The organism is Shewanella benthica KT99 (assembly GCF_000172075.1).
In the GTDB taxonomy this organism is placed as follows: domain Bacteria; phylum Pseudomonadota; class Gammaproteobacteria; order Enterobacterales; family Shewanellaceae; genus Shewanella; species Shewanella benthica_A.
In genome coordinates, this window is record NZ_ABIC01000045.1 from 1 (window position 1) to 23,689 (window position 23,689).

Annotated in this window: 16 protein-coding genes and 1 pseudogene; 4 read left to right on the forward strand and 13 right to left on the reverse strand. The window is 47.9% G+C overall.

Annotation, left to right across the window (positions count from 1 at the left end):
- Positions 1-387: 387 nt before the first annotated feature.
- Positions 388-1,112, forward strand: a pseudogene (locus KT99_RS21785) (IS630 family transposase).
- An 803-nt stretch (positions 1,113-1,915) separates the two neighbouring features.
- On the opposite strand, the gene KT99_RS16435 reads toward KT99_RS21785, so the two are convergent.
- The 4 genes from KT99_RS16435 to KT99_RS16450 form a co-directional block, all read right to left on the reverse strand.
- Positions 1,916-3,358 carry a phosphomannomutase gene (locus KT99_RS16435; protein ID WP_005502213.1) on the reverse strand — a complete coding sequence of 481 codons (1,443 nt, stop codon included), beginning with the start codon at positions 3,356-3,358 and terminating at the stop codon, positions 1,916-1,918.
- Positions 3,359-3,479: 121 nt separating this feature from the next.
- Entirely contained in the window at positions 3,480-4,913 is a 1,434-nt protein-coding gene (locus tag KT99_RS16440; RefSeq protein ID WP_040572121.1) for a mannose-1-phosphate guanylyltransferase/mannose-6-phosphate isomerase, read from the reverse strand.
- 421 nt (positions 4,914-5,334) lie between these two features.
- Positions 5,335-5,919 (reverse strand): hypothetical protein, encoded by a 585-nt coding sequence (locus KT99_RS16445; RefSeq protein WP_198402032.1) that lies wholly within the window; start codon positions 5,917-5,919, stop codon positions 5,335-5,337.
- 101 nt (positions 5,920-6,020) lie between these two features.
- Positions 6,021-8,570: a S8 family serine peptidase gene (locus tag KT99_RS16450; RefSeq protein WP_005502226.1), complete on the reverse strand. Its 2,550-nt coding sequence runs from the start codon at positions 8,568-8,570 to the stop codon at positions 6,021-6,023.
- A 516-nt stretch (positions 8,571-9,086) separates the two neighbouring features.
- Here KT99_RS16450 and KT99_RS16455 point away from each other — a divergent pair.
- Both KT99_RS16455 and KT99_RS16460 read left to right on the forward strand, forming a co-directional pair.
- Complete coding sequence (locus KT99_RS16455; RefSeq protein WP_005502228.1) at positions 9,087-9,434, forward strand: hypothetical protein; 348 nt, start codon at positions 9,087-9,089, stop codon at positions 9,432-9,434.
- A 39-nt stretch (positions 9,435-9,473) separates the two neighbouring features.
- Positions 9,474-10,031 carry a TolB family protein gene (locus KT99_RS16460; RefSeq protein WP_005502229.1) on the forward strand — a complete coding sequence of 186 codons (558 nt, stop codon included), beginning with the start codon at positions 9,474-9,476 and terminating at the stop codon, positions 10,029-10,031.
- Between the two features lie 6 nt (positions 10,032-10,037).
- Here the strand turns inward: KT99_RS16460 and KT99_RS16465 are convergent, their stop codons facing one another.
- Both KT99_RS16465 and KT99_RS16470 read right to left on the reverse strand, forming a co-directional pair.
- Positions 10,038-11,627: a ShlB/FhaC/HecB family hemolysin secretion/activation protein gene (locus tag KT99_RS16465; RefSeq protein ID WP_005502231.1), complete on the reverse strand. Its 1,590-nt coding sequence runs from the start codon at positions 11,625-11,627 to the stop codon at positions 10,038-10,040.
- Between the two features lie 269 nt (positions 11,628-11,896).
- The gene (locus KT99_RS16470; RefSeq protein WP_005502233.1) at positions 11,897-13,117 is read right to left on the reverse strand and encodes a threonine/serine ThrE exporter family protein; all 1,221 of its coding nucleotides are present in this window, start codon (positions 13,115-13,117) and stop codon (positions 11,897-11,899) included.
- 361 nt (positions 13,118-13,478) lie between these two features.
- Between KT99_RS16470 and KT99_RS16475 the strand changes: the two genes are divergently transcribed.
- Positions 13,479-15,779, forward strand: coding sequence for a YgiQ family radical SAM protein (locus KT99_RS16475; RefSeq protein ID WP_005502235.1), 2,301 nt, complete (start codon positions 13,479-13,481; stop codon positions 15,777-15,779).
- A gap of 746 nt (positions 15,780-16,525) precedes the next feature.
- On the opposite strand, the gene KT99_RS23035 is transcribed toward KT99_RS16475, so the two are convergent.
- The 7 genes from KT99_RS23035 to KT99_RS16505 form a co-directional block, all read right to left on the reverse strand.
- Positions 16,526-16,978: a HAMP domain-containing protein gene (locus KT99_RS23035; RefSeq protein ID WP_232504316.1), complete on the reverse strand. Its 453-nt coding sequence runs from the start codon at positions 16,976-16,978 to the stop codon at positions 16,526-16,528.
- Positions 16,979-17,192: 214 nt separating this feature from the next.
- Positions 17,193-17,453: a hypothetical protein gene (locus KT99_RS23040; protein ID WP_005502238.1), complete on the reverse strand. Its 261-nt coding sequence runs from the start codon at positions 17,451-17,453 to the stop codon at positions 17,193-17,195.
- Positions 17,454-17,859: 406 nt separating this feature from the next.
- Entirely contained in the window at positions 17,860-18,918 is a 1,059-nt protein-coding gene (locus tag KT99_RS16485; RefSeq protein WP_005502242.1) for a porin, read from the reverse strand.
- Positions 18,919-19,088: 170 nt separating this feature from the next.
- Entirely contained in the window at positions 19,089-20,054 is a 966-nt protein-coding gene (locus tag KT99_RS16490) for a formate dehydrogenase subunit gamma (protein WP_005502243.1), read from the reverse strand.
- A gap of 143 nt (positions 20,055-20,197) precedes the next feature.
- Entirely contained in the window at positions 20,198-20,785 is a 588-nt protein-coding gene (locus tag KT99_RS16495; RefSeq protein ID WP_005502244.1) for a TorD/DmsD family molecular chaperone, read from the reverse strand.
- Positions 20,785-21,330, reverse strand: coding sequence for a 4Fe-4S dicluster domain-containing protein (locus KT99_RS16500; protein ID WP_005502251.1), 546 nt, complete (start codon positions 21,328-21,330; stop codon positions 20,785-20,787). Before KT99_RS16500 ends, KT99_RS16495 begins: the two co-directional genes overlap by 1 nt.
- 10 nt (positions 21,331-21,340) lie before the next feature.
- Positions 21,341-23,557, reverse strand: coding sequence for a molybdopterin-containing oxidoreductase family protein (locus tag KT99_RS16505; protein WP_040572123.1), 2,217 nt, complete (start codon positions 23,555-23,557; stop codon positions 21,341-21,343).
- Between the last annotated feature and the right edge of the window lie 132 nt (positions 23,558-23,689).

A 23,689-nucleotide genomic window follows, 5' to 3' on the forward strand; every position in this document is an offset into this window, starting at 1 on the left:
GCTACGCACGGGCTTTTTTCGTTTTAGTCTGGAAAATGACCGAACGAACATGGGGAATATAGATAGCGCATGCGAAGCATGCATCCTTTCATGTGATAGTAGGGTGCAGACCTTGCGCTTATCAAGCGTAGCTTGATGCTGGGTCTGAACGCGGAGGATTTATCCGAAGCCGGGCCATTGGAAGGCGCCTCCGCTTTTTGTTCCATGACTGGCGCAGTCCTGATTTTACAGTGAAAAAGCCACCTGAATAAGGTGGCTTTTTGTACAGGAAGTACTTATCCTTGAACGCCAAGGATGGCGTAGGAAAGGGTTTGCGTCTGGGATTTATACCATTCTAAGTAAAAATATGATCTAATTGTGATCATCATATCTTCTTCATTTGTATTCATGGATAATTTTAAAAATACAGATTTCAATGCTCTTGCTCGTAGCCAGACATCCATTCAAATGAAGATGCGCTTGCTTGCACTCGCTCATTTTCAAGATGGAAAGTCTCGGACTCAAATTTCTCAATTTTTAAAAGTGAGTAGAACCAGTGTCAACAAGTGGGTACATGTCTATTTAACAGAAGGCCTAGCAGGCTTACAAGAGAAACCACGTACTGGTAGCCCCACATTTATTAGCACTAAACAACGAGCGCAACTGGCTGACTACATAGAAAAAAGAGCAAGTAGCGCTCAAGGTGGTAGATTAACTGGGGCACATATTCATACCTATTTGGTTCAGTATGCCCAAGCAGAGGTATAGGCCAAGCAATAGTGGTTCCATGGACGAGTAAAGAAGCCATGATCCTGCACTTGAGACAGATCTCGGAAGTCACAGAAGCAGACAGACATGCAGTCGTTATTATGGATGGAGCTGGCTGGCATACCGATGGCATTGCAGATGAATTCAATAATGTCAGCCTCATCAAATTACCCCCTTATTCACCTGAGCTTAATTCGATCGAACAAGTGTGGAGCTGGATGCGCCAGCACTGCCTTGCCAATCGAGTTTTCAAAAATTATGAAGATATTGTTGATAGTGTTTGTGAAGCCTGGAACACTTTCACCGAGAGTGCTGAAAGAGTGACAAAAATGTGTTCTAGGGATTGGGCGAATATGACCAGTTAATTTTCCAGATTGGTATAATACACGAAAAAGCCCGTTGCTAACGCAACGGGCTTTTTTCGTTTTTAGTCTGGAAAGATGACCACTCGAAGATGGGGAATATAAAGAGCCCGAACGCAGTGAGGTTCATTCCATGTGATAGGTAGAGATTTGCTCCTGCAATCTCGACACTTCCCACATCCTTGTGGGTCGTAGGGTGAAACGGGCGTTATTAGCGAAGCGCAGCTTTGCGCCCGTTGAACGCGGAGGGCTTGCCCGAAGCTGGGCCATTGGAAGGCGCTTTGGTTGCAGACTACAAAACCACTACCCCTCGATGTCGCCCCGCTGCTGAGCGGGGTCCCCAGTTCAGCGACTGCGTCGCTTCTCGCTACAAAACAGTTGAATTCTGCGCATTCAAAGCACTGATTTTTCGCCCCCATGTGTCCACTTCGCGGACTAGGAAAGGTCACTGATTTGCTCCTCGGTAACTGCTCCTGCGTTATTCTACTTACCGCCATCCTTGGCGGCATATCCGCAGCCGGGCCATTGGAAGGTGCCTCCGTTTTTTGCGTTTGGGTATTTTTTAAATATAGATGCTATATCCCATATCCAATTTCAAGGTAGGCAGGTGGCTTATCCACTTAAGCACGTACGTGCAGTGCCTACTGCCGATGTCGGTCGATAAATGCTCCTCGGTAACAGCTCCTGCGTTACTCTACCGCTTATATCCATATAGTCGTTCAATTTCGACACTTCCACCAACAGCCCTTAGGGATATGAAGAATGCTTTGAAGCGTAGGGAAGGCTTAATATCAAGTGGAATAAGTTTATTCGGATAAAAGATCTACAAAGCCATTGACGGCGATCTTGCTTAAACAAGAATGTACCAGAGCTTTCGCTATTTCGACGCTATCAGCTTCAGCGTAGCATCTGAGTTCAGGCGCATTTCCGGAGGGACGTAAGTGGATTATTCTGCCGTCTTTGAGGCTCATTCGTAAGCCATCGGTACAATCAAGAGTCTGAATTGATACCCCTTCAAAACCTAAGGCCTTGAGTAGTCGGTTTGGATTTTCTTGGCCTAGAGTCAGAATGATTTGGCTACGCTCCGTGGCGAAGTTTTTTATACGGTTGCTATATGTCACTCTTTTGGGGAGTGAGTCGACTACGGCTGAAATAGTTTTGTGCTTAGCCTCTGCAAAAAGCATTAATGCTGGTAAGACAGCATCTCGAGTCGGCAGGGCTTTAAGTGTGTGCTGCTTGAACCTCACATCACTGCCGAGCAAGAAGCCTCCGTTTGCTTCAAAACCTGCGATTGTTTCATAATTTTCTGCCAGAGCAGAAAATTCAGCAATGACATAGGGTGAGCCAATTCTTGTTCGTTTCACATGAGAGAAGTATGCGCAGCTCTCGATGGCCGTATTGCTATTAACCGGTATTGCGATCGCCTCTATGTGCAGCGCATTGGCACAGAGTAAGCCTAAAATATCACCCCGCAGCCAAGTGCCATTTTCATCGGCAACGAGGGGGCGATCGCCATCACCATCGGTTGAGAATATGGCATCGAGAGCATATTGTTTTGACCAGTTTCTCGCTTTAGCTATGTCCTCATCGGCTACAGCCTCGGTATCGATAGGCACAAACTCATCACTTCTCTCTAAAGCTATGACTTCGGCGCCCAGGGCCGAGAATATCTTAGAATATAAGTCTCGCCCAGCACTCGAGTGCTCATAAATACCAATACGCTTGCCTGTGAGAAATGTAGCATTAAACAATGATGTGTAGCGTTGGATATAAAGTCTTGCAGCATGCGGGTTCACAGTAAGGTTAGGAATGCCATCGAAGGGGGGGAACTCTGCCCGAGTACACAAGATCTCTTGTTCATCAGCTTTGCTTATTTCTCCATCGGGGCGATAGAACTTCAAGCCATTACGGTCAAATGGAATGTGGCTTCCGGTGACCATGATACTAGGTATGTTATCTTGCATTGCGGCATATGCTAGTGCGGGTGTTGGAACTACGCCATAGTAAATCGCTTCGATACCTAAGTGTTCCAATGCCTTGGCACAGGTCATTGCCATCCGAAAACTACTAGGGCGATTATCAATCGCGATGGCGATATGGTTGAAAGTGAAGTGTTGTCGCTGAGTCGCGACAAATGAGAGGGTAAAAGCCGCACAAACCTCATTGGTAAATTGAGTGACCAGCCCACGAGCACCGCTGGTGCCAAAGCCTATACCACTACTTTTAATCACATCTGAACTCAATAACATCAACAATCCTATAGGTGCAGTAAGCACTCTCCCGTGAAGATGGTATGACTATTTCCCTTACTTAGCTTCAATACTAGAGGCTCAAATATCGAAGCTAAAGCTTATAAAGTAGGCCTGTCGTCTATACCTGCTCATCTTTGCGGCCGTAGCGGTCTTCAAGGCGTACAATATCATCCTCACCCAGATAGGACCCCGACTGCACTTCGATCAGCTCTAACGGGATTTTTCCCGGGTTTTCAAGGGCGTGGATAGTGCCAATGGGTATATATGTTGACTGGTTTTCTGTTAATAAGATTTCTTGATCACCGTTAGTCACTCTTGCGGTGCCGGACACCACGATCCAATGTTCGGCCCTGTGATGGTGCATCTGAACTGACAGTTTAGCGCCAGGGTTTACCGTGATATGTTTCACCTGAAAGCGCTGGCCGTAGTCGATAGAGTCATATTTCCCCCAGGGACGATATACTTCACGATGATGCTGCCATTCACTGCGTTGGTTTGCTTTTAATTGCTCAACAATTTTTTTAACCTGCTGAACTTCGCTCTTTTTTGAAACTAAAATCGCATCTTTCGTTTCAACGATTATCATATCTTCGAGGCCTATGGTAGCCACTAGCTTGTCACTAGCGTGAACATAGGAATTTCTGGTGTCTATGCTTATCACATCGCCTTGAAAGGCATTGCCGTTACTGTCCTTGTCTTTCACTTCCCAAAGCGCAGACCAGCTACCTACGTCACTCCAGCCACAATCCATGGGAACGACCACCACTTTATCTGAATCTTGGCTACTGCACAGAGGCTCCATTATTGCGTAATCGATAGAGTTATCCGGGCATGCCTCAAATGCGGCCTTATCCACTCGTAAAAAGTCGAAGTCCTGGGCAGTATTGGAGATAGCTTTTTCACATGCTGTATAGATCTCCGGGCTATGAGTTTTAAGCTCATCTAAGTAGCGACTGGCTTTAAACAGGAACATGCCACTGTTCCAATAGTAGTTCTTGCTATCCAGATAGGCTTGAGCCGTTGCCAGGTTGGGTTTCTCCACAAACTCTGCCACACAATAGCCTTTCTCATAGGTATCGCCGCGTTTTATGTAGCCATAACCGGTTTCTGGTGCCGTGGGCACAATACCGAATGTAACCAGCTTGCCAGCTTGAGCAAATTCAGTGGCCGTTTTAACGGACTGACGAAATGCTTGTTCATCTTTAATCAGGTGATCGGCCGCTAGCACTAACAATAAGGGATCATCATTATTTTTAACCGCGGTGAATGCTGCCAAGGCGATAGCCGGAGCCGTGTTGCGCCCTACAGGCTCAAGAATAATTCCGCTATTGGGGATCTTGTTGGCTCGAAACTGCTCTGCAACTGAAAACCTATGTTCTTCATTACAGATCACTAGGGCTGGAGCATGTTCGATCCCCTTGAGGCGCATAGCCGTGCTTTGTAGCATAGAGCTATCACCATTCAAGGTGAGAAACTGTTTGGGGAACATTTGTCGCGACAAGGGCCAGAGCCGTGAACCTGCTCCACCTGCCATTATTACAGGTAAAATCATTCTTTCTCCGAAAATAATAATTAAATCTGTTTAATTAGAGTCACATGTTAAATTTATTATAGTTGCAGCATATTTTTTTTAGCATGCTTATTTCCATTTTTCGTCGCTAAAATCTTATCAAGTAAGAAGCCGCAGTGATTATTCATGAGAAGTTTGAAGAAACCGCTATGCGGCTGGGTATGTCAAAGGATGTGATCGATAAGCTGTGTGACTCATATTTAGGTGGAGTCAGTAAGCTGTGACTATGAAATATTGATCCTAAAAACGGGTCTCATGGCTAGCACAAAACTCTTACCGAATTTTGGTGTAACTCGGCTGATTAAACTTTGGTGTCTTGTCGTTTAAGCTAGGCACTTCGCATTATGGATTTCTGTTAATCGTGTAGGCCTCTATCTTGTCTTCCTTGAGAAGGCGGTTGTAATCATTGAGAGGTAATAAAAAAGCCGGCCACAGAGCGGCCGAAAAATTGACAGGAAACCTTGCCATTGCTTATGGTGAGTTCCAACACGGCGACATCATCGCTTATTACATCGGGCAGTATCAGGTCGATTTCGGCCAGGCTATTATCTTCTATGCTCAGTGAGGGACCCGAAACCTGAGTCCAGATGTAAGTCGCGACATCATCGCTGTTGGGCACTGTACTAGAGGCTCCAGAAAGAGATAATGTGGTTTGCTCATTGGCCGTTAGTTCAACTTCACTCTCACCGTTTATTAGTGCAACGGGGATCCCTTCCAGGTACACAGGTTCAAGCGTTTCGCTCTGTTGGTTCTCATTGACGGTATGAGAGACTTCAAATAGCAACTCTTCAGACATTATCATGTTGGTGGTACTTAAATTTAGGATGATAGTTTGCACCTCACTCTGGGGAGCTTGAGTCAGCTGCCAGGTGAGGACTTGACCATCCTGAGTGCCTTCATGACTGTCACTTACGATAACAATTCCTTCAGGTAGCGTCGCCTGAATATCGAAGAGCACTGGTATCGCCAAAGTTGTGTACCGCGACATAGTAGCTACCTGGTTGTGGATCATTCACTTCACACACCTCGAAGGCGGTTTCGGTGGCGCTCTGACATAGTAAGTTTGCCATCTCCGCAAAATTGTCTGGCTTACCATTGTAGTTGGCGTCGCGGCCGATATAGAGGTCCAGATCCGGTGAGCTGGTATCCTTGATGCGGACGACAATATGCTTGGTCGATGGCGTGACGTTGATCAGCTGAGTTGCTATCATTCCAGACATTGGTCGGCCAGCTGGCGGTATCGCTATCGTCGCGGGGAATCGTAGTTGTGATAACTTCGACTTCGGCTAACTCGAATACGCCTACCTGGACATTATTGGATCCTATGGTAGTGATGCCTTCGATTGGTGCACTATCCTTGCTCTTGTTGGTCTCGATCGAGGTGCTGGCAGGGTAGCTGCCAGCGACGAACGTACCGATCACTGGCATGGCAGAAGGAGTCAGGTTAGTGTCTGATGGCGTGAGTAGCAAGCGGCCCATACCGAATTCAGCATTGTAGCCTTCCGAGATCGTCGCCGTAACCATTAGCTCAATACTCTCACCGGCGGCCAGAGTAAAGCTGCTGGGTGTCGAGGCCACACTCATTCCTACCACGCTGGCGTCACCGCTGGTGGTCCATGTGGAGGCCGCAGTCCAAGTCATCATACAGTCACGCTGGACTGCGGAAGGCATGTTCATCGATTCTGGCTTGCCACCAAGATCTGGGTTGGCATCGACATATTCTTGATATGACACATTCATTATCAAGCCGGTATTTAGGGCGCGATCGATGCGAATGCTACCCGCGACGGAATCGAAGAAGTCCGATGGAGTGATTCCGTCGTCCTTATGGGTATTGAATTCGGCACTCAGCATCAAGGCAGACTGTAACTCGGCAGGCGTCCACTCAGGCTTGATTGCGGTGATCAATGCCATGGCGCCCGCAACGTGCGGGCTGGCCATGGAGGTGCCAGACATAAAGGTATACGGCGATTCGCTCTTGGTTTCACGCCACGGCTGGTACTCTGAGTTAGCCGCGTATATTGCCACTCCAGGTGCTGCTACATGCGGGGTTAACCAGCGGTTCATGATGGGTTCAGGGCCGCGAGAGGTAAATTCCGCTGCGATATCGGCCTTGTCTGGATTGCTCTCCATCACGGATGCCGAAATGGTGGCAGCGTGATCGCTACCCGAGGCCAGCCAAGTGGTTAGCTCACTGCCCTGGGCAGCATCTATATGAATCGAGGGTAATACATGAAAATCGGCATCGACGGTTTCAGAGCCGCCTTCGACATTGATTAATATCATGCCACCGGCGGTCGCCCCTTCGCCATGAAGAGGCGATAGGCTAGTGTCCCCGCCACTGAAGATGCTCTCTTTCTCCGTGAAGCTACGGTCGTGGGTATAGGCGGCAACAGTGGTTAGCCAGGGGGCGTTGCCCAGGGAGCCAACTGTTTCTGGTTCTGGGCCTGAGTTACCTGCCGAGGTCGCCACATGGATCCCGGCCTCACGTGCCGATAGGAAGGCTTGTGCATCTGTGTCATACCAAGGATTACTCGCGCCGCCCCCGACGGAATAGTTTAATACTTGGACGCCATTCTCGATGGCATGCTCCACGGCTAGGGCGGTGATATCAGACCAACAGCCAGCATCGGCGGCACAGACCTGATATGAGACGATATTGGCGTGGGGAGCTACGCCGCTTATCTGGCCGAAGGTGAATTCGGCGACATCGCCCATCGCATTGTAGATAGGCACATTGTTAACGACGTTACCCGCCGTTGTCGATGCTGTGTGTGAGCCATGGCCGTTGTGATCGATACCGATTCGGTCATCGCCTTCGGGTATATAGTCATCCATCACCCCTTCGTGGGCCCAAATACCGATCAGTTTATCGTTGCAGTAGTGAGCGAGTTCAGCCTCGGCGCAGTGCCCCAGATATATTCCTTCGCCAAGGGGATTAGTATGATCGTATTCGTCACCCCCGATATCGGCGAATGAGGGATTGAATGCACTGATACCAGTATCTATGATGCCGACGATGATGCCTTCGCCCTTAGTGGAGATGCCGGTGGCACTGCCGTCCCAAGCAGCCTGGATGTGTCTAGGGCCTGAGTCGGTGGTAAGGTGGCGTCGCTGTACCTTCTGCACCAGCTTGATGCCTGCGACCGAGGCCAGTTGCTCGGCTTCCTGCTCGGTTAAGTCGGTGCTGAAACCGTTGAGGGTAATTCGATACTGGCTCTTGATGTCGAGTCGTCGATTCAGGCTAGCCTGGACACGCTTGAGCGTCGAGTCTGTCTGCCTGGCCAGATAACTTAGGTAGTTTTGGCTGGCTGCGCTGTGAACGTTAAGGGTGCCGCGGTCTTGGCGGGTGTTGGCGGTGTTACTCAATACGCTGGTAGCCTGCAAGTCGGCGATATCGCCTCTGTAGGTGTCCAGAGGTTGATCATCAAGCAGGACCATATAGAGGTTATCGGTATTTCGTTTACTCGCCTTGAGCTCACTGGTACGCTGGCTGCTGTTATTGTAGATACCACGACTATCGACCATATTGGCCTGAATGACAGGGCTTAATATTATGCTTAGTGCGGCTGCGATCAGACTTTTTTTATAGGTTAACTTCACCTGGTCTTTCTCATTTTTAGTTATTCTTGAGTCCATCTACCTCAGATATTGATCAATCTGAGAAGGCAGTTGTTCGGTATTTGTTACTCCAACCTAAACTTGATAACCCAAGGCGATCGATCTGAGCAAATCTAGCGCTACTATTTGGTGTCACTTATGTTTCAGTTAATTTTCAATTCCTTTAAATACAACGATTTGTAGCGATACCCTGTATCTAGATGTATCCTAATTTTCTATTGTCAGGGTTCGGTTGGCCAAATCCTAATTGCAACTAGAACGTTGGCTATATTGAATTCCAGTTGAATTCCCGCTCAACATAAACCACTCTAAAACTAAAATTAAGCTATTGATTTAGCAAAGATTGAAGAGTAATCGAAACAGAAAAGAAACAAAATAAACGCCTGAAAGCTTGTTGTTTGAGGCTATTTGACAGAAAACCATAGGGGTGAGCGTTAACAGGCCGTTAACCGACGGTAGCGGTTTCACTGATTAGCCTAAAAAGATAAGGGCTAAAAAAATAACAAGATTATCGCAACTTCTTAGGGAAATAATATGTCATTTAAAAAAAGTAAATTAGCTAGCTGTATGGAACTCGCGGCTATGATGCCGGGCGCAGTTGCTATCGCGCAGACCGACGATACCTTGTCCGCATACTCTTCCTCAGTCAATCAAGAGCAGACCTTGACCTATTTCGTGTACCTGTCCGAAGTCGGCTCACTCACCAAGGCCACGGTGAACAATAAGAAGAAACTGGCCGTGAGTCTAAAGCGAGTGGAAGCGGCGCAGCAGATAGTGGTGAGTGCAATCCTGGCTCTCGATGGCAATATCGAACACTTACCGGGTGTTAAGCTGCTGGGCAACTTCATCCGCATCAGGGCCGATGCTGGCTATGCTGCATAAATCGAGAAAATTGCTGGCGTCAAGGCGGTCTTTACCGAGATGGCCGCAGTAAGAATTCCTGCGAATGCCATATCTAAGCCACTTGCCCACTTACCTGGTATCGACGGTGATGTCAGAAACCCGTCATTTTCCCGAGATGGTACTCAAGTGTATTTCTCATCGAACATGGCTGGGCAGTGGGGAATATACCGCTATACCTTAGCCAGTGAGGAGGTTGAAGTGATCGCTGAAAATGGAAAGTTTGCCATCGAAGATGAACATGGTGGACTCTATTACAGCAAAGATAATCTTGCGGGCATATTCTATCTTCCCGCCGATGGAAATGGCGAATACTTAGCTACTGCAGAATTAGCGGCCACAGATTGGGGCAGTTTCTTTTATCATGATGCTGAATTATATTTTCTAAAGCGAACGGATGATGAAGATATACTCGTTCGTTTAGATAAAGAAGGACGAGAGCATGTTGCCTTTAGCTTGCCGGCACTGTCTATCAGAAATGAACGTGCCTTATCAATGTCTAACAATAATCGAGTCGTTGTGAGCATGTTAGGTATCAATGATGCAGATATATATAGCGTACCCTTGAGAAGCTTGTGATGAAATTTAGAAACGGTTTCTTACCTGGAAGCGCCATTCCCAGCTGTTTACTTCTACTCCTGAGGTGAAAGGGAGGCTGAGGTCTATGTGAGCCACATTACCGTAACTCGAGCGAGATGAATAGATTCTTGCGCCTATGCCTATGCTGCCTATTGGGCCCGATACTTCATTATTTTCATCGGGCCCGCCATAGGCTTGCCCTATATCGACAAAAGCAGCCCAGCCGAGTTCGGCGAGCTGGTATAGGTTAATATTCGGGTAGTTGCGGATCTCTGCGGTAAATATCCATTGATTATCACCATGTTGGTAATCGTTAGGGTAGCCACGTATGCCCGTGTCATCGCCCAGGGAAAAGGTCTTATCTAAATAGTTATTCTTAGATGTACTGAGTCTGGTCTTAGCGTAAGCCGTCCACTTGGGACTTATCTGATAGAAGTATTCCGCCATCATATTTAACTTATAGAAGTCTTTTTGGCAGGTGGAAAACACACCCGAACCGTCGAACTCCAGCAAGAGAAGCTCTGCATCGGCCCGATAGCCACGAGTTGTTTTCCAGTTAAGGTGGTAGCCAAAGGGAGAGCCGCCCTCGGTATCTTGGGTTTCCAGGCCGAATTTAAAGTAATGATGCCAGCCTAAGTTAAAGTCTTCGTTATAGTCGATGAGGTGGACATTGTTCAATACCTTGAAGTCATCTTGCAAATACTCATAGGCGAGCCAGGGATAGAGGAAGTCCCGGTCTTGGGGCAGCTCTGAGTCAGAATATTTCTCAACCTTGGAAAACTGGCTTTTATCTTGGGTGATACCTGTGATGATACGAGTGCGCAAGTTGTCACTCTGACTCACCCGCCAGCCATATGTCAGGCTATTAAAATTATCATGCTGTTCAAACTCATTGATGTCCATGCCATTTTGCCTAAGGGTATCGATTCTGAGGTCGTCGCTGTACATGGCCGAATATATATCTTTAGTGTCTAAGGTATAGAAGGGTTTGTTGAAGTAAAATTGTGTCGCCTCTCCGTCGCTATTGTCTTGATAGTTGAAGGCGACTTTTGAGTGCTTGATAAAACTATCAAGGGGGGCTTCCAGTGAGATTTTATAGCCGCTTCTATCGGCGTTTGATTGGTACTTAATCCGCGTACGTATGCCGTAGCCAAGTAAGTTATCTTCTTTGATGCCAATGGCGTATTTACTCTCACCGCCGCTATGACTCAGACTGAATGTCGGTAACAGTGACCAGTTATCCCAAGTTTCAACCAAGAGTGTATCCCCCTCTTGAGTAATATCTGCATCGGGCGCTTTTTCTACCAGACTGACTTTTGCGTCGCGTATGTAGGGCTCGTATCTCAGTAGCCTTTGGGCTTCATCGAGATCTTTCTGTGTGACTCGATCGCCAGCCTCTAAGTTTAATTTATTGAGAATGACAGGTTCTCGGGTATTGATATGCAGGTAGTTGGCCCAGTGATGGATAAAGAAGGCATCGGGATCAGACTCGTCGAAGATGGGATTACTGGAGACCACTATTTTGCGGATGAGTTTCTTCTGGGTGATCTTTGGGCTGGTGTCCTCTCGAGAAAAAGCCTCATCGTCAGTCAGCATCGAAGGTTCGTCTGATGATGTTGCAGTTAACCTTGAATCGTCTCCTCTACCAGGCATGCTGGCTATAAAGCAGACAATAAACAGAGATAAATTCGACGTACATCTCATCATATTAGAGGCCTTTATAATGCCTGAGTGTGCTGGGGTATCCTAATCAACGCTTTTTGGTTACAAGTTAATAACACACGCCAGATAGGAGTAAGTCAAGGTCAAATATGAAATACTGGCGTTACGCAGAGCATGATTAGGCGTCGAACGCGAATAGATCTCTAGAGCGTTCTTCGCGGAGGCACGGCAACATTGGCGAACATGAGTCCGGCAATGAGCGACATAAAGATCAGAAAGACCTGGCTACCTATGTGTGATTGATTAAGCATGGTTTCACCTAAGATAAGTGTATTCAGGCCTATGTAAGTTTTACTGCCGGGCACTAAGATCACTATGCCTTGTAGCAGGGCAATAGAGGCCGGTGCCTTCATCCAGCGGGCAAATAAATTGGAATAGACACCAACCGCGAATGCGCCGAAGAAGATGCCGAGGGAATCCCCGAGGTATATAGCACCTAACATGGATGAGAAGAATGCGACTATGCCGGCGAGTATGCCCCAGGGGGCATCTTTCATGCGGGCCTTAAAGATGATCACCAATGCCATAGAAAGAATTGGCACTGCCGACCAAATAGCCCATTTGGGTAAAGGGGCTGGCTCGAAGTTGATGGCGTCGCCGAAGATAGCTGAGCCTACCACCATGCCCAATATCGTGCCGAAATAGAGTTTAAACAGTAACATGCAGGCATCCATGATACGCGCGGTACCCGAGATCAGATCCCTGGCGGCGAGTTCTGCCATGCCTAATGTCAGTGCCAATCCTGGGATAAAGATGATGATGCCCGAGAGGATCACCACTGGGATATTAATATTCGGGTCGAAGTGTGAGATAGCTGTCGCCGAGATGGCACAGAGAATGGCCGCTAAGGGTTCAAGCATTTCTGCCATACGCTTGGAGCGTTCGGCGCGGTAGACCAAACCGTAGACCATGAGTCCTAGCATTGCCGACCAGAATACATCATTCCAACTGGTACCCATTAACATAGCAAAGGCGCCGGCTGAGCTGCCGAAGGCCAGTAAGGTTTGCTTGGTGCCGTAGGGATTTGGCTTATTGGCGATCTCTTCGAGGCGTTCTAATGCCTCGGTTAGCGTACGCTTTCCTGAGACTAATTCTTCGACCAGCTCATCGGTACGAGCCAGAGAGCCAAGATCTAATTCACCGGGATTGACTCGGGCGACATGGTGATACTCTTGATCTGTATCGTGCTGCAGCACAAAGGTCATCGCCGTTGGCGAAATAAGAAAATATCCCTCTATGCCAAGCAAGCTCGAAACGGCTTGAAGATGGGCTTCCAGTCGATAGGCCGGAGTACCAAACTTATGCAACGACTTACCTAACTTGATAATAAAACGTCGTTTCTCAAGAAATTCTGCGTTGTCCACTAGCTAGGTCCATTTGTGAGTTTTATATTGGGGTGTTCAGGCGAGCGCATATTAACCTAGTTTGTGTAAAAAAGGTTAATCGACTGGAAAATATTTGCTTAGGCTCAAATTAGTTGTAATGCTGGTTTATCAAAAGCAATAGTGCAAGCAAAATGACGGCATATGTCAGTGGTTATTTCGGGTCTGTATCCTATTTCCTTACCAAGTCTGGGGTTAATGACTTTTTCTTTTCAAGCCTAATTATCTTTACATTTGTTCGTTTTTTGTTCGCCCAGATGGTCTATCCCCTGCTATACTCCGCGTCCCGTTAGTGGGCGCGAATACTCTATTTTCACCGTTTGATAGTCAGGCTTTATTACTCATGCAAGTTGAATCTACCCTATTTACTCATCCCAAATATCGCTCTGAGCAAACGGAGGCGGCACCATTTCTGCCTATGTCTCGCAAAGAGATGAAGAAACTGGGCTGGGACAGCTGTGACATCATCATTGTGACCGGGGATGCCTATGTGGATCATCCCAGCTTCGGTATGGCCGTGATTGGACGCATGCTCGAGTCTCAAGGTTTCAGGGTCGGTATCATCTCTCAGCCAGACTGGTCTAATAAAGAAGACTTCATGAAGCTGGGTAAGCCAAACCTCTATTTCGGGGTGACTTCGGGTAACATGGACTCGATGATCAACCGTTATACCGCCGAGCGTCGTATGCGTCACGACGATGCTTATACGGCAGGAAATATCGGTGGTAAGCGCCCGGATCGCGCGGTAACCGTTTATACCCAGAGGTGTAAGGAAGCTTACAAGCAGGTGCCGGTTGTCATAGGTGGCATAGAGGCCAGCCTGCGCCGCATGGCCCACTACGATTATTGGTCTGATAAGGTGCGCCGCAGTGTGATCTTAGATGCCAAAGCCGACATTCTGGCTTATGGTAATGCCGAGCGCCCCCTGGTGGAGATCTCCCATCGACTGGCGGCGGGTGAGTCCATCTCTGACATGCACGATATTCGCGGCACCACAGTGATACGTAAAGAGCCACTTGCCGAATGGAAGGGCATGGACTCACGCAAAATAGATCAGCTACATAAGATAGACCCTATTCCTCATCCTTACGGCGCCGATGATGTGGGTTGTAAGAACATGTCCGGCCCGTCGGATGTGAAGATATTCGACAATGAAGCTCCCAAGGCCATCAGCGTACAGGCTCCGAGGCCTAAACCTTGGGAGAAGACCTATGTGTTATTGCCTAGCTTCGAGAAAGTCTCGACAGACAAATACCTCTATGCTCACGCGTCTAGAATTTTGCATCAGGAGCAGAATCCGGGCTGTGCCCGTGCCCTGTTTCAGCGTCATGCCGAGCGTGCTATCTGGATTAATCCTCCTGCTTGGCCGTTAAATACCGACGAGATGGACGGCGTGTTTGGCCTGCCCTATAAGCGGGTACCACACCCATCATATGGTGACGACAAGATCCCCGCCTATGACATGATCAAGACCTCGATCAACATAATGCGTGGTTGTTTCGGTGGTTGTTCATTCTGTTCCATTACCGAGCATGAAGGGCGTATCATTCAGAGTCGCTCCCAGGAGTCGATCCTGAATGAGATCAAAGATATTCAGGATAAGGTACCAGGCTTCACCGGCGTCATCTCAGATCTTGGTGGCCCGACGGCTAACATGTATCGTCTGGGCTGTAAGAGCGTCAAGGCCGAGAAAACCTGTCGACGACTCTCCTGTGTATTCCCCTCTATCTGCGGTCACTTAGATACGGATCATTCGGCGACGATCGATCTCTATCGTGCGGCAAGAAATGTACCCGGGATCAAGAAGGTACTCATCGCCTCGGGTGTCCGTTACGATTTGGCCACCGAAGATCCCCGTTATGTGAAAGAGCTGGCGAGCCATCATGTGGGCGGCTATCTCAAGATTGCTCCAGAGCATACCGAAGATGGTCCACTGAACAAGATGATGAAGCCTGGCATGGGCAGCTATGAAAAGTTTAAGGAGTTGTTCGACAAGTACTCCAAGGAAGCGGGTAAGAAGCAGTATCTGATCCCCTACTTTATCTCGGCGCATCCCGGCACGACCAACGAAGACATGGTCAACCTGGCACTATGGCTCAAGGGAGAGAAGTTTAAGCTGGATCAGGTGCAGAATTTCTATCCATCGCCGATGGCGAACGCGACCACTATGTACCATACCGGACTCAACTCGCTGAAGAATGTGAAACACACCAGTGAAAAGGTGACTGTGCCGAAGAAGGGGCGTCAACGTAAGCTGCACAAGGCCTTGCTGCGCTACCACGATCCTGCTGGTTGGCCTATGATCCGCGAAGCCCTAATCGAGATGGGTAGAGAGGAGTTGATAGGCAACAGTTCCAGCTGCCTGGTGCCGACCGAGTCCCGCCATGAACGTGAAGCCATACGTAATAAGGGCAAGGGCGGAGCTAATAAAGCTGACAATAAACCGTCTTCCGCTGGCAAGAAGGCCTTTACCCGTTTCTCTGAAGATCAGTTTGCCGACAGAAAGCCCAAGAGTAAGGCTGGCAGCACGTCGAATAAGAAGGGTGGGAAAGCATCTGGCACTCAAGAGGGGAGCGTCAATGGCCAAAGGCAACGTCCGGCGAAGAAAAATGTTTGGGGCACCACGCCTAAGCATCAAAGGTAGCGCTGCTCTAGTCAGTTCTAGCTAAATAAGCCGAAATAAGGGAATATCATGGATATTCCCTTATTTATATTCAGGAGGTAATACCAGTTCCATTAAGTAAGTGGTCATTCAGCGGGAGTTAAAAATGCTGTAGGCCAGTAAGGGGATTGAAGCTAATAGTTATTCTATATCGAAAGCCACTTGCGCAGCATAAAGGTTTTTTAAACCCGCACTACGTGAGCTTCTCAGGACTTCTACTTCAGTGTTGCATTGTCTCAAAAGGGAATAACCATTTTCTCAACAATGCGCCGTGAATTAACAGCCCTGAGAGAGCTCTGAATTGATCATAAATTTAATGGAATTGGTATGATGTCCGATAATTCAAACCATGGTGAGCATGTATATCGATGATTCGGTAAAGAGTCAGGCGGCAGAAAAGTCCGCCGCCTGGTTCGATTAGCAATTTTCGGTTAACCAGGCCTGACTGGTCTTCATCTGCGCTGACGATAACCAGCTTATATATGCCCAGTTCAACCGAAGTCTACTCCAGAGCCGTATTGATGAAGCTGTCTATTTGATGCTTGACGATGACAGGCTCCCCCTCAATCGGTGCGACCCTGCTTTCTATCTCTATGCCTTGCACTCCTATCAGCAACAACTACCGCCAGTGTTAAGGCGATTTATTGATAAGTTGAAACTGGTACTGAATCGGGTCAGTTGACGAAGGTCGCCCTATCTTAAGCTGGACGACCCGCTGACAGCTATTGTTAAGACAGCTTGAACTGTTCCACTATCAACCTGAGCTGATGGTTTGCGGTTGCTAGATTTACGGTTTCATTGCTGGTGGTTTCACTCATCTCTTCGATAGCGGCGACGATTTTCTCGGTTTCTGTGGCGTGTGCGGCAAGGATATGGTTGTTGGCTTCGGTTTCTGACTTCAGTCGTTCTACGCTGCTATCTATATGTGTCGATGATTGCAACACTTCTAACATCATAGATTGCAAATTGGCAATAAACTGGTTGATGCCTTGAGATATCTGTCCCAGGTCATCCTGGTTTTTGACCTCTAGTCTGCGGGTCAGATCGCCATTACCTTTAGACAGATCCATCACTATCTCTTTAAGTAGCAAAATGGGTTTATAGATCACATATAACACGCTGATAGCCAGCGCCAACATGATAATAGATGAGACTACGGCGTTTGTAAGCGCCTTATCCACCGCGGCATAAGCGACAGACTTGTTCAGTCCAATGAACAGGTACCACTTCTTGTCGTTGACCAGATTGTTCGCCTTGGAAAAGGCGATTTTTATCTACTCCGTCTAAGGTGTACTCCTGCATTACCTCATCTTGTGACAGCATATTTCGTTCGACCTCAGGTAGACCAAAGTCGGAGAAGTGACTGCCAGAGATGAGGCGTTCGGATTCAGATGCTTATACTTTACCCGTTTGGTCGGTAATTAATAACACAGCGCCAGGGTAATCCACGGTCTTAATGGTATCAGCCAGAAAGGTGAGCTCGATATCACCGAGGACGACACCGTCACCGAGATTTTTTAATATGGAAATCACATTGTGGCCGGTGCCATCGTCGACATAGATATCGGTGACATCCAGGGCTGTGGTGGCCTTACCTTTGCCGGTACCAGGGACGGGCGCGTGGGTCGTATTTTTCCGGTATGGCCTTACCGTCAATCCATTTGCTACTGGTTTCCGTCGAGTAGGCCGAGCCATCGGTAGAGAGTCTGGCTGCCTGGGCATAATTGCCTTTATAGTTGCCTTGTCGGTAGTGAGTGGCTAGTGCATCGATGGATTTGGCTTTTTAGCTAAACCACTGCTCGATGTTGTTTGATTCATATTTAACGACGCTGGTGAGTTTTTCATTAGTATTAGCAATGGTGCTCTCTTTTAATTCCATATATGAGAGCCAGTTTGAGATTAACAGGCTGAGGGCGACCAGAGTCACCATTGACGCTATTAGCGATTTTATAAATCCTAACAATTACTTATCTCTACAATAGTGACATAAATGAAAAGAGGCCACTAGTAGGCCTCTTTATTGGGGTTAGCTCTTTTGCTTTACAGCTCGCTCAATAGCGACTTAGCCTTTCCAGTTAAGGTTGAAGTCGTATCTGAAGCCCAGAGTCAATGCTTGATCATCGGCGCGGTGATCAGAGTTCTTGGCTAAGTACTCTAAGTGAACTCGTACATTTGAGATTGGGTTCCACTCAAGGGTCGTGTTGAAGCCATCATAATCGGCTGATGTGTTGCCTTCGATGCCATCTTTAAACAGGAAGTAACCCAATTTAATCTTGTAGTTTTTAGCAATAGGGTAGGCCAGCGCGCTGTCTAGTGTGCTGCCACTACGGTCTTGGCTGAAAGCATCAAGGTTATATTGCTTATCTTGATAGCTGACAGCCGCATAGAGATCGTTGCTGAAGGTATAAGCGACAACGCCGCCAATAGTCTGGTCATCGCCTTCGATGCCGGCATCAGTTTGTGTATTTTGGCTGACATAACCTAAGCCAACGTGTAGTTGGCCTAAATCGTAACCGACACCTAAGTTGACCATATCGGCACCAGTGTCACCGCTATTGCCATCGACTTGTGCACCTGCCATAAAGGTGAAACCACCAGTGGCCAGCTTATAAGTCACGAAGTTATCGACGAAGAATGGGCTCTCATGGTCATAAGCGTATGGGCTGTTGCCATGGTTAAAGATATCGACGTACTCGGCAACTAAGGTGTATTGCGCCGGACGCTGTTTACCAATACCCACTTGTCCGTAAGGTGAAGCGATAGCGGCATAGGCCAGACGTGCCTTACCGAAGTTACCCGAGTTGGCAATATCTACGCTCCACTCACCGTGAGCGATAGCGCTCCAGCCATCGGCAAATTCAGTGCTGGCCTTGATGCCGACGCGAGACAGAGCGTCACGGACATCCCAGGTTTTATCCTGATCATCATCAAGATAGCTAAGGGTTGGACGGATTGAACCGTACAGGCTGACCTGGCTGTTTTTAAACTGTGATGGTGCGGCGTTGTTTTCGAGATTCGCAATGCGTTGCTCTAAAGATTGTGCATCATCGGCATAGGCGTTATAGCAGCAAAGGGTAACGGCAATTGCCACGAGTGATTTTAGTGTATTCATCGTATTCATCTTCTCTATTTTTATGATTCAGGATGCAAGCAGCCGCCATCCTCTTGGAGTAAGAGTCGGTGAGTGCAAAGCTGAACAGTTTTATTGTCAGAGCCTAAGCTCTAATTGAGAATGCTCACCACCATATGCAATCGCTGGTGAGCATGAGTTGATACCTGGGTGTGGCCTGTTTACTTCAGTTCTTTGAACCAAAGGTTATGGTGCTGCTTCGCCCAGTTTTCGTCACAGTAGCCAGAGGTCATGTTAGACATGCCACCTTCAGACATGACTGTCGCCATGAAGATGTGTACTACTGAGAAGGCGCTGATGATAATGGTTGACGTAATGTGCATTACCAGCATGAAGTTAGCGGTATTCTTAGTGACGACGAAGGTTTCAGGGAACATCATTGTCAGACCTGAAATAACCATCAGACCACCAAAGAGTGCAAATACCCAGAACCAGAGTTTTTCACCGGCGTTGGCAAAGCCCGCATCCGGATGATGCTTCTTACCCATATTGATGTAGCCGCCTAATACGGCGAACCATTTGAGATCGTAGCTTGCTGGAATTTGCTTTGGTGCCCACATCAACATCATTAGGATGTAACCTAAGATGAATGGGAATGCCATTAGCTCATGCAGGCTGCTTGACAGACCGACGAGTGATGCCCAGCTAGATGCATTCATGCTTGGCTCAAAGTAGTGTCGACCACCCGCTAAGACCAGACCCGTTAGCATTAGCAGGATGCAGGCAATCGCGCCTAACCAATGCACACTGATGCTTAAGCTAGACCAACGTTTAATCATCTTGCCCGAGAAACCTTTATCCAGACGTGAGATACCGTTCACCATGATGAAGATGATAAACAAGGCGATGACGCCAAACAGGCTGGCAAACACTAGAAATGCGATGCTTTCGGTGTCGCCTAGATAACCTAGGATAGTCTCATCGGCCTCTTCAGGTATCGATGCCGGCATCAATAACTCTGGTTGCGTTGGCATGCCTCGCAACTCGGGGATATCACCCGGGATAGCTTGTATTTCAATTGTTTGCCATTGCTGAGGTTGCAGTGTTGCAACATCAGCGGCCATTGCTGCCGTTGAGACAAACAGGCTGATGACAATAAAACTAAACAATCTTATTGCTCTGTTCATTCATAACTCCTTTAGCGACTTAAGGTCGCCTATTTGGCTATACCCGTCGATACCTGAAGGGGAATGTAGATTCAGGTATCGACGGACATCACCGTTTTACTTGGTACAAAGTGGGTTAACTTAGCTTGTATAAAGTCAACGCATCACTGCATTTTCTGGGTGATAAAAAGGTGCAGTTCGGTAGCGAATTCCCGCCAAAAAGCGTGCTGGGCATGGGTTTGTATCCCTTCACAGAAGGGGGTTATCCAAGTGCCAAGGTGCTTAGTGATAAATTCGTCGGCAATGGCCGTGAGTTCATCGAAGGCTTCGATATTATTTGCCGCTTTCTGCTCACTCGCTAACGCGTGAACACAGTAGAGAAACTCCAGTTCGTTACCGATGAAATCGGCAGGCTCATTGAACTTATCGTCGATGACCAGGCCAATATTTTGATAAAACTCGGCAACTCTGACTGTTTCGTCGGTGTTCATGACATGATTGCCGCTACGATAAACGCCCTCGTAAGGAGCAACTAGAAGCTTATATGGACCGATACACATGCGGTTGAAGTCAAACTCCAATTCCGATGAGTCATCGACAAATTTCTTTGCTTCTGTGAGTAAAGAGCTATCTGGACGATTCTCTTCGAGATATGCGATCATGCCAGTTAACGCCTCTGTTCCTGAGGGCGAAAAAATCATCGATTTATAGGCAAAGTAAGCTGTTGCCATCGGACCATATTGCGTTGTCATTATGCGCGTTCCTTAATAATCACCATGTTAGGTTTCGTGATGCAATCGCCGTAACCGACACCTTCTTTACTGGCCGAAGGTTTCTTCAACACCTCATCGATGTTACCGACTTCGATGCATTGCACAGGACAGCCAGCAACGCAGGCTGGTGCCATGCCACGGTCGAGTAACTCGACACACATGTTGCACTTGTCAGCCTTGCCATCGTCTTCACGGATGTTGACGGCAGAGTATGGACAGGCGCTGACACACAGGCCACAACCAGTACATTTTTCACGATCAAGGACCACGATACCGTCATCTCTGACATGGTAGGCCTTAGTTGGGCAAACCATCAGACAGGCTGGATTTTCACAGTGCATACAAGAATGAGATAACCACACATCAATCGCGCCATCTTCGCGCTCGACTTCATAGCGATCGACTTTACGGAATCTGTGGTTCTCGGGCAGTTCATTGTGGATCTGGCAGGCGACAGTACAGGCACCACAACCAACACAGTTCTCTTGTCTGAAGACAAAGCCCACTTTTTGATTAATAGACATTTTTTACTCCTTAGGCTTTTTCTAACGCGACATTAGTCGAATGGTAGGCTGAACAGCCGCCCATATCGGTTAACTTGTCGGTGGTGAGGTTGTTGGTACAGCTGGATTTCCCCTGTGGATCCATACGGCGCCAGTTATTTTTCGGTGCCATCACGGTGCCGCGTCCAACCTGACTCGAAACCTGTGCGACGAAGAAAGCCTCGCCTCTGTGGTTGCTGAGTCTGACTCTGTCGTTATTCTTAATCCCAAGCTCTTTGGCATCTTCGGTATTAACCTTGGCAAAATAAGCTGGGAAGTTACGAATATACTTCACGTTATAGAAGGCGCTGTTGGCACGTTGAGGGATAGCAGGAGATAACATGCGGAATGGCAGGTTTCTCTCTTCAGGGATCATCTCATCTTCAGGCAGACCAAAGTCAATCACTGGGTGGTAGCCGGCGTCAATCATCATCTGAGAATGGAACTCAATCTTGCCACTGTCAGTCTTATACTTGCCATCACCGAAGTAAGGGCGTTGCTCGTAAACCGTGACAAACTTCTCTTTGATGATCTGCTCGTAGGTGATGTTGTTGTGTCTGAACGCTGGCGCATCTGTGTCTAAGAAATCACGCAGGATTTGTTCATAATCGACCCTTAGTTCGGGGTGATGATCCAGTCCCATATGGGCGGCTAACTCTTTGAAGAAGATCCAGTTATCTTTGGATTCACCCAGAGGCTCAATCACTTTCTCAGAGGTCTGCATGTGGTAACAGTTGTAATCGGTACCCATATCCGGGAACTCAAACTGAGTGGTCGATGGCACAATAATATCGGCCAGTTCTGCCGTATCAGTCATCAAGAAATCATGGACGACTAAGAACAGGTCATCACGCATTACGCCGCGGCGACAGGCGTTGGAATCTGGCGCTACTGAAACGAAGTTACCATTGTAGTTAATCACCGCCTTGATAGGCTTGATTGGCTTGCCATAGCCAGTCGGATTAGTCGGGTGAAGCGCCTTGGCGATCTCCGTCATATTCACATGACCCACGGTATCTGGGTTCGGGTGAATGTGATCCGCACGACCCTTAGAATAGTTCAGGCTGTCATCGGCTTGGGTGTTATCGTAAATGAAACCGTTACCAATTTTACCGAATTGACCCGCAACGGCGTGCATCATAGCGATGGCACGAGACATACGGGCGCCGTTGTAGTTACGCTGCATGCCGTAACCCAGACGTAATACCGATAGTTCAGATTCACCGTAGACCTTGGCGAACTTGAACATCTTCTCTCTTGGTATGCCAGTGACCTTCTCAATTTCGTCGTAGCTCATTTCGTCCAGACGTTTTAGCAGGTCCTGGTAACCAAGGGTGTTGGCTTCGATAAACTTAGTGTCAGCCAAGTTGTTCTCGATCAGATACTTCATGATACCGGCAGCAAGATGGGTATCGGTACTTGGTTTTGGCTGTAGCCAGATATCGGCTTGGGACGCGATAGGTGTGCGTATTGGGTTCACTACCAATAGCTTGGCACCTCTATCGCGTGCCTGGTTGATGAACTTGATGCCGTGAACGTTGGTTGCCGTCTCGTTCTGACCCCAAGAGATATAACAGTTGGTGTAAATGTTGTCGTATGGATCTGGACCTTGATAAGTACCGGTCACAGATTTAAGGCCTTCATAGGCGGCGAATACGCACACCTTGCGGTCTAGCTTACGTGCACCTACGGCGTTGAAGAAACGGCTTGGTCCGCCGTATTTACCGATAACACCCTCGTGGCCCGAGTAGCTGTATGGCAGGATCGAATCCGCACCGTGCTCTTTAATGATAGTTTTCAGGCGAGAGCTGATCTTGGCATAGGCTTCATCCCATGAAATACGACGCCACTTGCCTTCGCCTTTTTTACCCGCACGTTCCATCGGATGTAAGATACGATCGGCAGCGTAAGTGTACTGCACATAGGCATGACCCTTAACGCAAGGTGAGGTGCCCATCTTCTTCATCTCTGAGGCACCTTCAACATAGGTCATACGACCATTTTGCACGGTAAACTTCAGCAAACAGCGGTCAGCACAGTTACGTTGGCAAGTGTGATATTTGATGACACCTTCGCGCTTGAGTAACTTGTCTGGCGCGCCGCCACGTTGTTCCGTAGCACTGGCAATGCCGGGCATCAAGCCTGACAGAGAGCTTACAACGGAGCTGGCTCCGACTCCCTGTAGGAATGTGCGTCTGTTAATCTTCATATGTGTTCCCCATCTTGATAGTGTTAATTCACTACTTATTTTTTATCTGTAAAGTTTGACTCTGTGTTTGAGCTCAATCGGGTTGACACTCGTTGTTGGTGTCATTTTCCGTTTCGCTCATACTCTTGGTAA